The organism is Flavobacterium sp. (assembly GCF_013823965.1).
Classification (GTDB): domain Bacteria; phylum Bacteroidota; class Bacteroidia; order Flavobacteriales; family Flavobacteriaceae; genus Flavobacterium.
Genome location: NZ_PNNA01000095.1, coordinates 35287 through 49154 on the forward strand (window position 1 = coordinate 35287; position 13868 = coordinate 49154).

9 protein-coding genes are annotated in these 13868 nt (G+C 33.6%); 1 reads left to right on the top strand and 8 read right to left on the bottom strand.

What is annotated here, in order from left to right; translation table 11 throughout:
• Positions 1-8: 8 nt before the first annotated feature.
• The 8 genes from C0430_RS11295 to C0430_RS11330 all read right to left on the bottom strand — a co-directional run bounded on the left by C0430_RS11295 (position 9) and on the right by C0430_RS11330 (position 11239).
• On the bottom strand, positions 9-317 hold the full coding sequence (locus C0430_RS11295) for a DUF6660 family protein (RefSeq protein ID WP_366559339.1): 309 nt from the start codon (positions 315-317) through the stop codon (positions 9-11).
• Positions 318-431: 114 nt separating this feature from the next.
• Positions 432-3125 (bottom strand): DEAD/DEAH box helicase family protein, encoded by a 2694-nt coding sequence (locus tag C0430_RS11300; protein ID WP_290869984.1) that lies wholly within the window; start codon positions 3123-3125, stop codon positions 432-434.
• Between the two features lie 114 nt (positions 3126-3239).
• On the bottom strand, positions 3240-4130 hold the full coding sequence (locus C0430_RS11305; RefSeq protein ID WP_290869987.1) for a KilA-N domain-containing protein: 891 nt from the start codon (positions 4128-4130) through the stop codon (positions 3240-3242).
• A gap of 62 nt (positions 4131-4192) precedes the next feature.
• The gene (locus C0430_RS11310; RefSeq protein ID WP_290869990.1) at positions 4193-5791 is read right to left on the bottom strand and encodes a site-specific DNA-methyltransferase; all 1599 of its coding nucleotides are present in this window, start codon (positions 5789-5791) and stop codon (positions 4193-4195) included.
• 431 nt (positions 5792-6222) lie between these two features.
• Entirely contained in the window at positions 6223-8328 is a 2106-nt protein-coding gene (locus C0430_RS11315; protein WP_290869992.1) for a VapE domain-containing protein, read from the bottom strand.
• Between the two features lie 97 nt (positions 8329-8425).
• Positions 8426-8707 carry a helix-turn-helix domain-containing protein gene (locus C0430_RS11320; RefSeq protein ID WP_269685188.1) on the bottom strand — a complete coding sequence of 94 codons (282 nt, stop codon included), beginning with the start codon at positions 8705-8707 and terminating at the stop codon, positions 8426-8428.
• Positions 8708-8896: 189 nt separating this feature from the next.
• Entirely contained in the window at positions 8897-9685 is a 789-nt protein-coding gene (locus C0430_RS11325; protein WP_290869995.1) for a hypothetical protein, read from the bottom strand.
• 336 nt (positions 9686-10021) lie between these two features.
• Entirely contained in the window at positions 10022-11239 is a 1218-nt protein-coding gene (locus C0430_RS11330) for a site-specific integrase (protein ID WP_290869997.1), read from the bottom strand.
• Between the two features lie 719 nt (positions 11240-11958).
• Between C0430_RS11330 and rpsA the strand changes: the two genes are divergently transcribed.
• Positions 11959-13740: a 30S ribosomal protein S1 gene (gene rpsA / locus C0430_RS11335; protein ID WP_290870186.1), complete on the top strand. Its 1782-nt coding sequence runs from the start codon at positions 11959-11961 to the stop codon at positions 13738-13740.
• The last annotated feature ends 128 nt before the right edge of the window (positions 13741-13868 follow it).

The window sequence follows — 13868 nt, forward strand, 5'->3', positions numbered from 1 at the left end:
GGGCATCATTATGCTATTTGAGGCGGTTGCCAAATACTTCCGAAGAAATTGGAAGCAAGAATTGATTTGTATTCCGGTACTTTTTTGTCAATTATGATTTTGACAGCAATGAAATTATAAGGGTAAATAATATTGTAAGTGAAACCTTGCCCCCCACAACAATTACAGATACACAATGGAGAGCAGGCATCATTGTCGTGAGTGTGATTTGATTCATTGCTGATTGTTACTTTATTATACGACACATCCGGCTCCATATCTGCGCAAGGCATACAGGAAAGTATTAGAATAATAATTGATAATATGAAGTTTAGCATTTTCACGGCTGTAAAAATAGGTATTTTATTTAATTGTCAATACATAATAATTCATTAATTTGCCGATTAATGCTTTAGATTAATGTAGTGGCTTTAATTCAGCATCAATAAGGACTACAAAGCTCCAATAATCTCCAAGAAGTTTTTGGCTGTGTAACAACCTTCTACGTTTTTACTTTCATAAACCATAAAATATTTATAGTTGTCTCCTGATTTTTCGGCCCATTTTTTACCTAAAACATTCTTTGCTTTGCTTTCGTCATTGTCCAAAAAATCGCCTTTGGTTTCCACTAAAATGATATTTTGTTTTTGGGTATAAAGAATGAAATCCGGGTAATGATTGTTGCTAAAACCGTTTAGGTAAAAACCTTTGTCTTTGGTTACAGAATTCCTGTGCCAAAACAACACATTTTCTTGAGAAGCAATATCCATTATCAAACGCTGTTCAAAATTATTCATATCACCTTCACGCTCGTAAAGTGATTTGTCAATTTTCGCTCCTTCTTTGGTGTGAATTAGCGTTTCTTTGAACTTGAAAGTTGGTTTCACAATGATTTTATTGGTATCCAACAATCTGCTGAATTCTTCTTTAGCGTGCTGGTTTGATAATTCTAAAATTTTGGCTTTTATTTTGTAAACATAATTGTATTCATTGTTTACTGCATCAATTATCTCTTCTGTGGAGAACTCGCTAAAGATGCGCTCGATGTATTTTTTGATTTCCTGTTCGGCAATTGGGGTCATATTACCAATTTTACCCACCATAATATTGGCTATGTCTTTGACCTGCTTTTCTTTTGGTTTGGCTACAATGGTATCAATTAATATTTTTTTTGCCTGAACACTAAATTTAGAAATTACAGCATCTTTTCGAGCTTCATCATAATCAACTTTTACAATTTCGGCACTAACGCTGTTAAAGTCAATTTCAATGTCTTTTGAAGACAATTTGAATGTGCTTAATAGCTGATCTCTATTCAAGAAAACTTCTCCTTGACTTAATTCATCAAAAACTAATTCCCGACTTAATACATCAGTTTCTAATTTTTTGTAAAACTGTGGTAGCTCGATACTTTCTGCTACTTGATGAAAGTGTTCTACAATTTTGTAACGCTTTGGTTCTTTTCCCATTTCTCTTAAAAGGTATTCGGTACTATCTCCAGTATCTTCTGTTAATCTTGTCTCAAAAGCAGCTCCTTGTTCGATTGCTTTTTGTGTAATTTGATTGATTGTAGTATTTGCAATTGGCACAAATTCTTTTGCCGTAGGATCGAATTCTATTGCATCAATATTGATATTTGTAATGTCATTATCATCAAACTGTTCAACGGTTTTGTTTTCTTCTGACGAACCAAATAAATCTCTATTTAAAGCCTCTTTGTCTGATATAGGTGCAGTAGTATTTTCTGTTATAATTTCTTCGGCATAATAGTCTTTGTTACTAAAACCTGCATCTTGTAATCCTCTAACAATATTGTCTAATGTTTCGTTGAATTTAGCGGAAGCCGTTAAAACAAAAGACAAATTCAATAATGGTTCTTTGTGCTTTAATACATAAGGCTGACGCAATACCCTTCCTAAAATTTGTTCTACTTCGACTGCTGATGACTTGTCTGCTAATGATGCCAAGATATAAGCAAAGGGGCAATCCCAACCTTCTTTTAGAGCATTGATTGTTATGATGTATCGAACAGGACATTTTTCGTCCATTAAATCAATTCCTTTTAACTCGTCTAAACCACTAACTTTGATTTTGATTTGTTCTTCAGGAATTTTTAACTCAATCAATTTTTCTTTAATCTTGATGTAGGTTGTATTGTCGCTACCCTTGATATTGGATTGTGCCTGGAATAAAATGATTGGTCTTATTTTTTTTCCACCCTCTAAACTTTCCTGAATTGCTAGTTGTTCTAACTGTCTTTGCAGGTGTAATGCACTGTTGATTACTTCTTCTTTTCGGCTGTGGTTGTAAACAATAACAGGGAGTTTTACCATATGCTCCTTTTTCAATTCAATAGCATTGACATAACTCACGATATTGCTGTTCTTTTTTGGAGTAGCGGTTAAATCCAACACAAAGGAAGGATTCAAATTTTGCAACATTTCTACACTCAAATCACTTTCGGCATTATGACTTTCATCAACAATAACCAAAGGATTCAAACTTCTGATAATGTTGATTAAAGCACTTTCATCAGTGTCTGGTAAAACTAAATCTTGCTCTACAACTGTATCTCTGAATGCTTCCAACGATCCGTTTTGTTGGTATATTTTTCGGTCGTCTTTTTTCTTGGAATTAATCCTTAAACTGCTAAAATTGAAGACGAAAATATTTAACTGTTCTGAAACTGATGTTGGATTAAAATTAGCTCCTTGCAACAAACTTTCTTTTTCATACACTTCAACACTATGATTGAATAATGTGTTTAATTTTTGACGATACGGATGTGTAGCGTCTGATAAACTTGAAGCGGTTTGTTGTAACAAATTGCTCCAAGGCACTAACCAAACTACCGCTTTTGGTCGGCTGCTGTCGTAGGTGCTAAAAATAGAATGTATGGCGTTGCAGGCAATAAATGTTTTTCCTCCTGCTGTTGGGACTTTTATCGCAATGTGCGGTGTGTTGAGAATGTTGTCTTTATAGGGCACCATTCCGCTGTATGTTCCATCAAGTTTCAATTCATAAGGACCAACTTTGTCTTCCCAATATTGTTTGAAAGCTGTGGCAGGTTTAGGATACTTTTGGAGGTATTCTAAAAATAATTCTAAATCTGTGATTACTTGTTGTTGGTAGGATTTTAACTCCATTTATGTTTTATTTTACTGAAAATTCATATATTTGCACCGAGTTCGTCATACCGTTTGGATGAAGGAAATCGAGAAACGCAAGCCTAGATGCTCTGCGTTTTTTGCTTTTTACCTCTAATTCTTTAACTTCTTTTGTTCCTCTACAAATGTACTATCTGATAATCTTTGCAACGATTTCATAGCATTGCTTTTATCTAAAACGGCTAATTGTTGTAATGCTGTTCTATGTAAATACTGAAATCGTTGGTTTTTAGATAATTTGTTTTTTATTAATTCTGAATTTAAAACTTCAAGATTTGAGAGTACCGTTAATTGATTTATACTTGCAAAATCTCTCATATTTTTATTTTCAAGTGCTAATTGCGGATTTGCAACTTTCCATTGTTTTGCTGTACAACCAAATAAGGCAACATTCAAGACATCGGCTTCATCAGCATAGGTTATCCATTCTTTGTCCTTGTCAATATTTAGTGTTGGTATGATATGATTTTTTATTGCATCTGTATGTATGCTATAATTGGCTTTTGTCAAAATTCTTTTTACATCCCATTCTAAATTGAACTGATTGCTTTCGTTTTCTTTAAGACGTTGGTATTCTTTTATTAAATATAATTTGAATACAGGGCTTATTGCCGAACCAAATTCAAAAGCAATGTCTTTATGGGCATAAGTACCACCATATCTACCTGATTTAGAAGTTAAACCAATGGCTCCCGTTTGTTCTACCCATTGCGAAACACTTAAAACAAATGTTGGTAATCCTGCTTCTTTTTTAAAGTGGTCGAATTCGACCACTTTAAAATTTGGATTGTTTATGATTTCCCAAGTTCCTAAAAATTCGATAGTACCTCTGTTTCTTAACCAATTTTTAATGATGTCAGCAGAACGGTTTTCTCCTTCTCTTGCTTTTGCCATATCAGTAAGACAAATAAAGTCTTCTTCTTTAGTGCTGTGTATGTTTATAGCAACATCATTTACTAGTATTTGTTTTATTTTTGCCGTCATACTTTTAGTTAAGTTACTTATTTATAAATATTTATGTTTTAAAGTGGTCGAATTTGACCACTTTAGAATCGTGTTATATCTCTAGGTATTTTTTTGAAAATGATGTGATGCTTTAGCATAAAAGCTGCATCGAGTAAACAGTTGTCTGCGTAAATTATGTACTGGCTGGCTTTGTGTTTTATTTTAGCCATAAAATCATAATCTACCGTTGTAACCGCATCTACGGTGTAATAAAAATAATAATCGGTTTGGTCTTTTGAACCTATACGATAGTTTTCTTCTACAAGCGAATGCGCTTTTGGATTGTATGCAGTTCTTGTTTCGGAATACCAAATGTATTTTAATATATTTTCTAATCCCACTGCTTCATTAAGCACATCTTCTTCGAGAAACAAAGGTTCGCCTAGTTGGTAATAATTAAAACTTCCTCCCGTGCCTTCGGTTTTTTTACTGTCTTCGCCGTAACCATTAATTACTCGTTTTACCCTTTCGGCTGTGATGGTATTGGCATAATCTTCCATTTCTGTTAAAATGAATTTTCTGTTGCCGCCATCTTGTTTGTTCAAGTTTAAAACAGCGTGTGCAGTAGTTCCTGAACCTGCAAAACTGTCTAGGATTACGGAGTTTTTATCTGTTGATAACTCTAATATTCTATTAATTAATTGATGTGGTTTTGGGCTATCAAAAACATTACCCTCAATAATTTTATTTAATTGATTTTTACCTTCTTGATTATGTGAAACATCATCATATTTCCAAATTGTTTGAGGAACTACACCATCATTTACTTCAGACAAGTAGCGTTTAAGTTGGGGTTTACCATTACCATCTTTACCAAAATAAAATTTATTATCTGATAACATTGTTTTGGATTTTTCTTCATTAAAACGATAACAATTGCCTTGAGGCGGAAAGTGAATTTTGCCATTGTTAGGGTTTTTTATACCGAAAACACCTGTTTCGGAAAATGATTTTACAAGAACATTATCAGGTCTCCATAGACCTCTTCCGTCATTATCATCGTATTTATAGTATTTATTTTGTTTTTCAGTTCTTGGTGCAAGATTGAGTTTCCAATCATTTTTGCTTTTTGAATAAACAATTACAAAATCGTGGGAAGCCGAAAAATACTTTGCATCATTTCTTGGAGAATAGTTTTTTTCCCAAATAACATTTGTAATGAAATTTCCATTTCCAAAAATCTCATCACAAATCAACTTCAAATGTGCCTGTTCATTATCGTCAATACTTATAAAAATAGCTCCGTCTTTAGCAAGTAGTTTGTGCAACAGTTTTAGCCTTGGATACATCATACACAACCATTTGTCGTGGCGTGTTAAATCTTCTCCGTCTTTACCCACAACTTCGCCCAACCATTTTTTAATTTTTGGGTGATTTACGTTGTCGTTGTACACCCAACTTTCATTTCCTGTATTGTAGGGTGGGTCAATGTAAATACATTTTACTTTGCCTTCGTATTCTGGTAATAAACTTTTTAAGGCTTCGAGGTTGTCGCCGTGAATAATTTTGTTGCCGCTGTCATTAGGTTCGGGTTGTTGTACACCATCAGCAAAGCCATATTGAGGCTCCAGTATTTTGTAGGGTACGTCTTGGTGGTGGTTGATTACTTTTTCTTTTCCGATCCAGTTTAATGTTGGCATTTTTAAAATTATGAGTTATGAGTTATGAATTATGACGGTGTAAGGACATAGTTTGTAAAAAAAATATTTACCTATTTTTAGTACAAAAAACTAATACATCAACGTAGTAATTATGTACAAACATACAAAAAAGCAATTGAATGTAAAGAGGTGTTTTTAGATTAAAGTTGATAGGATAAGCAAAAAAAGGATAAAAGATATTTTTATTTTTTTATGAAATAAAAAACGGATTTAAGTGGCTGTTTGAGTGTAAAAGGGTTGTAGTGGTTAATTGATTTGCTTTACTATTGGCTTATGTTACCCAATTGTTTAAAATTAAAAAAAGTAGTTTATGTTTTAGGTGTTTTTTGGTTATCCTATCCTATCCCTTATTTTAATGAAAAAAGGTGCAATTTGCACCTTTTAGAATTTGTATTGATTTGACTGGAATTTTAGAGAATATTGTCGATTGAATTACTAGTGTTTTTTTGGTCGACTTCTTCATAAGTGAATTCTCTAATAGCGTAAACATATCCCGTTTTAGTGCTTATTCTGATGAAGTTGTGTTTTTTCATAGCTTTTCCGATTTTGTTTATTGTACCGTCATTGATATTAATTTTTGCCTTTTCTGCTAATTTGGCAGCTATTTGAGAAGCGTTTAAAAACAATGTTGCGTTTTCTCTTTCGATTGGTTCAAACCACGTTAAAAGCAATTCTTCCTCTGGGCTTCGTAACTGGTATTGTTCGTTATTTTCTGTAATTGATTTTATTTCTTCTTGGTCAAACCAATATCTAAACCCACTTTTGAAAAGAAACAATGCTTGTGAAAATGCCATATTAATATCTACATTGTGTTGGTATTTTATGCCTTCCAACTCGAAACAAAGAAACCTTCTGCTTCCTGTACTATCGTTCAAGAATTGTGCTGTATTTACACTTCCGGCAAATGATGCCCTTCGTGGCATTGTTTCGTTGTTGTGTCCGTAGGCTTTTCTCATTCTGATTTGGGTTTTTGTGATGATTTCTTTGAGTGATCCAATTTCGGAACGGTTTAGGTTTTCTAGTTCGTCCAAGTTGATTAGCATACATTCTGAAAGCTGCACCAATGTATCTTTGTTGTTTGGGTTTATGGTTCCGGAAAATAGATATTCTTTCAAAGGTTTTGGAACAAGCTTTTCAACCCACGTTGTTTTTCCCAGTCCTTGTTTGCCACTAAATACAATAACCGTGTGATTAATCACTTTATCATCGAGAACACATCCCACCATAGCAACTAACCATTTTTTAAAGCATTGCTGCCAAAGTTCTTGTTTTGTAGTTGTGATTGTGTTTGCTAATTCGGTAATATAATCGGTCTTTTCATCATAAGAAGGTAAATTGAAAAAGTAATCTTCAAATGGATTGAACAGCACACAAAAATCGGAGTACAATAAATTTCGTAATGAAGATAAGTTTGTTTTAATCCGACCTTTTAAACATTCTCGAAGCATTGAATTTTCAATAAAATCATTCATTACATTCCACTTCTTTTTACCGAAATACTGGAACTCTAATTTTCCAGATACTATGTTGTGCCGAAATACATATTTGTTTGATAAAAACAACTCTAAACGGTCTATTTGGGTTGGTTTTGGTTTGTCTTTATCGTCTTCATCCTCTATAATAGTTGTAGGTTGATGAGTTCCCTCGTTCCTCGGGATGACAATTTTGGACTTCTCATTTTTACCAAACTCGTGACTATTTCCATAAGCACTATTTACTGCTTGGGTTACTTCTTTTTCGTCATACCCAAAATCAGTTAAAATATATCCTAGAGCTTCTTGGAGCAATACACCTTTACGATTGAGGTTACACGCTAATTGATGAACGAATACGTTTCGGCTACCATTCACGAATTGCACTTTTTTTTCGGTAAAATTTACACAATGGTTGTAGATTGCATCGCTATTAATAACAATTTTTGGCTCTGTTCTTTTAAACTCCCTCTCGATGTTAGCTTTAGGTTCTTTTTCTTGTTCTGTAACACTAAATATTTTTGCGTTTTCATTGTAATAAAGGTTTTCATCATAAGAATAAAAGCATAGTCTGGTTAAGTCTTTGCCTGATTTGTCTATTTCTAATTTTAAAATACTCTCGTAATGCGCTTGTACCAATAGAAACGCTTCTTTGTGATTGGCTTTGTCTGAATTGATTTTTACTAGAATTTTTAATCCGTTACCTGATGGACTTATGAAACTGGCAAATGTGAATTCACTTTGATTGGCCAAATGCTTTGCATTTTGCAAATCGGCAACAGTTAATTTGTCGATGTCCAAAATGATGCAACTTGAATAATCCGCTAGGTATTCCAATTTACGACCTCCAACAAACTTTCCAGAAGGAGTGAATGCTGGAAGTGATTTTTTGGCTTTGTTATAGGCTTCTGTTTTGTTTTCAGCAAGTGATTTACGCAAGTAAATTATGCCCGGTCGGTACTTTCCTGTTTTGATTTCTTCTAAAATTGTTGAAATTGTTTTGTGTTCAACAACCTCGTTGAAATTCTTGAAAATGGTTACCATAATTTAGTGAGAGGTGAAAAGTGAATAGTGAAAAGTGAATCTCGTTTTGCGAGGCTTACAATCGCAAGATTCGCAGGTTCCATTGCAGCTGCTCATACTATCGTCCTTTGAAAGATTTGTTGTAGTGCTCGGTTAGGAGTTTTTCAACATCAGAAAGTTTGTAATAGATTTTGTTTCCCACTTGACTAAATGAAATTTTGCCTTCGTCTCTCCAGGTTTGCGCTGTACGTTTTGAAATTTTCATCAATAATAGAAATTCTTGATTGTCCAGAAAGGTTTCTTTCTTGGGGTCAGCTTTGATAGAAAGTTGGGATTGAATTGTGTCTAATTTACTCATTAGATCTGTGAACTGGTCTTTTGTGAAGATAATTGCATCCATTTTTAAAAGTTTTAAATTGTTATGGTGCAAATGTGAGAAGTTGAAAAAAGTCTTTTAGTTCCCACTTGGTCTCCAGGGGACCATTTTGTTTAAAGCAATTTATCGATGTCCAGTCTTTTATGGGTGTTCGGACGTTTATCCTCTTTGGAAGGTTTGAGGATTGTTTTGACTGTTAGGGGACTTATTTCTTTACCCTCCCTTATCCAAGAAGGAATTTACAATCCAATCCGCTAGATCGTTTGTGTTTTCGTCAATATAAGGTTTGCCATCAATAAAAAGTTCGCGATTTAATTGGTAAAACATATCTACTAATTGGTTTAGATTTCCATTGAATTTTAGTTTTTTGTTTGGTTTTGGGCTGCTTAATTTTAGTTTTTGAGCTTCTTCAATTGCCGCTTGTATTTTTTGTAAGGCATAAATGTTCTCTATTTCTTTGGTGCATTGTGCATCATAAAACGGTGTCTTTTGATTGATAAACTCAATATTAGCTTGTTGGTATTCAAACATTTCTTTAGTCAATAACAATATTTTTTGATTGTCATCATTGATTTTTTCAAGCTGCTTTTTTAACTCATATAATGAGAAATGACGGTCTTCACTTTCGGCATTAATGAATTTTTTAGGAGTTTTTACAACTGGTTCTTTTACTCTGGTAGATTGCAGCTCTGTTCGTTTTTTCTCGATTAAAATGTACAATTTATTGTATCTACTCATTGCTGTTTTGGAGCTGAAAAAAGCTTCATTATTGGCTAATAATTTTTCGAGTTTACATATCCATATTTCCGGGTTCTTCACCTGGTTGAATTGATAATCGATAAAAGCAGGAAATTGAGATTGTTTGAGTTCTAAAATTTTAGCAATTAAAGCATTGCAATAGTTTTGAATAGTAACTTTGTCTTCAACGATTATATCAAATAAAGGATTTTTGGCCAGAGCCGCAGGCGCTGCCAATAATTCTACAAACGGAGCTGTTTGCATATTTTGATCCTTTGAATTCAAATTGTAATATGTTTTTTTTGGTATTCATTTAGTATTGAAAGGTAATTAAAAGCGGTTTTAAATTGTTTGCCTTTTGGAAGTCCTAGTGTTTTCAACTAGAGTTCGTTTATCACTCGTTTCGAATGCTTTAAAAATTACTTGTTTTCTCTTTTGTAAAATTATAAATTAAAAAAAATCCTTGTTAAAGTATTTCAAATGAGTTATTAACAACTTTGATTTTTCTATATTTTATTGGTGTTTTTGAATACGAGAGTAAAAAACAATAAAATTTACCTTCGAAAAAAAAACGAGGGTAATTTCTTCCCTCGTTGTGTTTTAAAAAATATAATTGTCAACCGCTTTATCCAGTTCTTCGCTGATGATTTTGGCATATACCTGAGTTGTGCTAATATCTCGGTGGTCCATTAATTTTGAAACGTGCTCAATTCTCATTCCATTATTTAAAGCATTTGTTGCAAAACTGTGTCTTGATAAATGGAAAGAAAGGTCGAAAGGGAGTTTTATTTTTGTCCCCAATTTTTTTAGATGCCAATTTGCCAATTTATTGAAAGCTGCTGTTTGAAAATAACGTTTTGCTTCACTGTTCAAATAGCCTTCTTTATCGACAATAATCGGAAAGATAAAATCATCGTGATTGGCATTTACTTTTTTGTATTTTTCTAAAATATCGATAGCCACTTTTCCAATTTTGAACTGGTGTACTCTTCCAGTTTTACGAATGTGTTTGTTGATTTTATGTTCAGCTTCATTATAATTAGAATATTGCATTTCGATAACATCACTAAAACGCAATCCTCCGGCATAAATAGAGAAAAGGAATAAATCTCTCCACATCATAGCTTTTTTGCCTTCTATGAGCTTTAAATTGGTTAAATTATCAATCTGTACTTTATTAAGAAATAATCTTTTAGAAGAGCTGATTTTGAGGGTTATTTTGCTAAATGGAAACATAGTTTCGGGAATTACTTCTTCACGAATAGCATCCCTGAATATGGTTCCGAGCACAATTATGGAAAGGCGTTGCGTTGTATCTCCGTTGCCTAAAGTATCTCCTAAATGAAATTTATAGTCGTTTAATAGTGCTACCGTAATTTCATCAAAATATACATCCTTTGTTCCCATATATTTTTCAAATTTATCAACCTGAGAGGTGTATGCTCTGTAAGTGGAATAAGAAACGGTACTTTTGATTTTTTCTAATCTCTTTCTGGCATATTCAAAAAAATTAGGTACTTCTTTTCCCTTTATGGCTTCTTTGAGTTTTTTAACCGATACCGTTTTTATTTTGCGTTCCATATCGGCAACCTGACCTTCGGCATCTGCAATCTTTTGAGATAATGCAGCATTCATCCTGGCACTGTTGGAATGGTTCTTTTTTACTTTCTGCTTTGCTTCATCCCACTCGTTCTCTTTAAGCTTCACTCCAGCAGTGATAAATTTCGTTTTTCTATCTTTTATAATTCGGATATACAAAGGGCTGTGCCCGGTTTGATCTGCCTGATGTGTTCTTAAAATTAGTTTTACTGATGCCATAATAATAGGAATTTAGAAATGTTATACTACTTTTGTAAAGTAATGCAAACGAGTGAAAGTATTGTAAATACTGGGTTTTCAATTGGGTGCATCGTGATACGAAGGTACAACATTGGGTACAACAAAACAAGTATTTCGTTGCTTTTTGTTGCTTAAAATTGCATTGTTCATTTTTATAAAGTCAATGAATACAACACTTTAAGTGCAAATTGGAGGGTTGAATGAAAAGTTGTAGATAACTTGTATATATGTGTCACAAAATCACACAAAGCCATCCAATTTCTGGTAGATAATAGTGAAAATGATCATAACAATAATTAAATTCAAATATAGACTTTATTTCTTACAAATTTTGAAAAATCAGTTTTTTATTTTCAAGCTAATGGTTTGATTTTTAAGCTGTAATTATTTTTTAAATCCCAAAGTCATAAATAAGCCCGATTGCAGTAAAAATCCGTTGTGTCCAGTATTCGGCCGCCAAGATTGCAACGAAAAGCGGGAGCAGAGTTCCTGAAAACCCCGAAAAGGGCTGCAACCAATAAACCATTGATTATCTGGGAGAAAATATTTTGTGGTTAAATAAAAAAGAATTACTTTTGCACACCTTTTGGTGAATAAGAGTTTCCTTTAGGTATCAACTAATTATACAAACAACTTCTGTTGTTTTCTATCGCATCAAGAAACTCGAGAAAATGCAGAATACAAATTTTTTAATCAGCATGTCTGAAATTTTAAAATCACAAGAAGAGTTTTTAGCAAATTTTAACTGGCACAACTTCGAAGAAGGTATCGATGCAGTAGATGAGAAAAACTTACAAGAATTCGAAGACCTAGTTTCAAAAACTTTTATCGCGACAGATCAAGAAGAAGTAGTGGAAGGTATCGTTGTTAGAATTACTGATAGAGACGTTATCGTTGATATCAACGCAAAATCGGAAGGTGTTATTTCATTGAACGAATTCCGTTACAATCCAGCATTAAAAGTAGGTGACAAAGTAGAAGTATTGATTGACATCCGTGAGGATAAAACAGGTCAATTGGTATTGTCTCACAGAAAAGCACGTACTATCAAATCATGGGATAGAGTTATTGCTGCAAACGAAACAGGTGAAATCGTTAATGGTTTTGTAAAATGCAGAACTAAAGGTGGTATGATCGTTGACGTTTTCGGAATTGAAGCATTCTTGCCAGGATCTCAAATTGACGTTAAGCCAATTAGAGATTACGATGTATATGTAAACAAAATGATGGAATTCAAAGTGGTAAAAATCAACCACGAATTCAAAAATGTTGTTGTATCTCACAAAGCGCTTATCGAGGCTGATATTGAAGTACAGAAAAAAGAAATCATCGGAAAATTACAAAAAGGACAAGTATTGGAAGGTGTTGTTAAAAACATCACTTCATACGGTGTGTTTATTGACCTTGGTGGTGTTGATGGATTGATCCACATTACCGACCTTTCTTGGTCAAGAATCAACCACCCATCTGAAGTTCTTGAATTAGACCAAGTTCTTAACGTGGTAATCCTTGATTTTGATGACGAGAAAACAAGAATCCAATTAGGATTGAAACAATTGAACGCTCACCCTTGGGATGCTTTGAATGCTGATTTGAAAATTGGTGACAAAGTACAAGGTAAAGTAGTTGTAATCGCTGATTACGGTGCGTTTATCGAAGTGGCTGAAGGTGTTGAAGGTTTGATCCACGTTTCTGAAATGTCTTGGTCAACTCACTTGCGTTCTGCTCAAGATTTCGTAAAAGTGGGTGATGTTGTTGAGGCTGTTATCCTTACTTTGGATAGAGATGACCGTAAAATGTCATTGGGTATCAAACAATTGACTCAAGATCCATGGACTGATATTACTTCTAAATACCCAGTAGGTTCTAAACACACAGGTATCGTTAGAAACTTTACAAACTTTGGAATTTTCGTAGAATTGGAAGAAGGAATCGATGGATTAATCTACATTTCTGACCTTTCTTGGACTAAGAAAATCAAACACCCATCTGAATTTGTAAATGTTGGTGAAAAATTAGACGTAGTTGTATTGGAATTGGATGTTGATGGACGTAAATTATCTTTAGGTCACAAACAAACTACTGCCAACCCTTGGGATCAATACGAAGATTCATTCGCAGTGGGAACTATCCACTCAGGTGAAATCTCCGAGATTGTTGACAAAGGAGCTACTGTAGAATTTGGTGATGATATCGTTGCTTTCATTCCTACACGTCACCTTGAAAAAGAAGACGGAAAGAAATTGAAAAAAGGCGAAACTGCTGATTTCAAAGTAATCGAATTCAACAAAGAATTCAAAAGAGTAGTTGCTTCACACACTGCCATCTTCCGTGAAGAAGAAGAGAAAAATGTGAAAGCTGCCACTGAAAACACTTCATCTAATTCATCTACAAATGCACCCGCTGCAACTTTAGGTGATGCAAATGATATTCTTGCAGGTCTTAAAGCAAAAATGGAAAAAAACGAGAAAAAGAAATAATCTAATTTCAGTTTTTTGAATATAGGAAGTCCCACGCTAAGGCGTGGGACTTTTTTTTTGCCGCAGATTCACAGATTTTAAAATGTTTTTGATTGTGGAAATTTGTGCTTGACTGATCTATGTTTTAT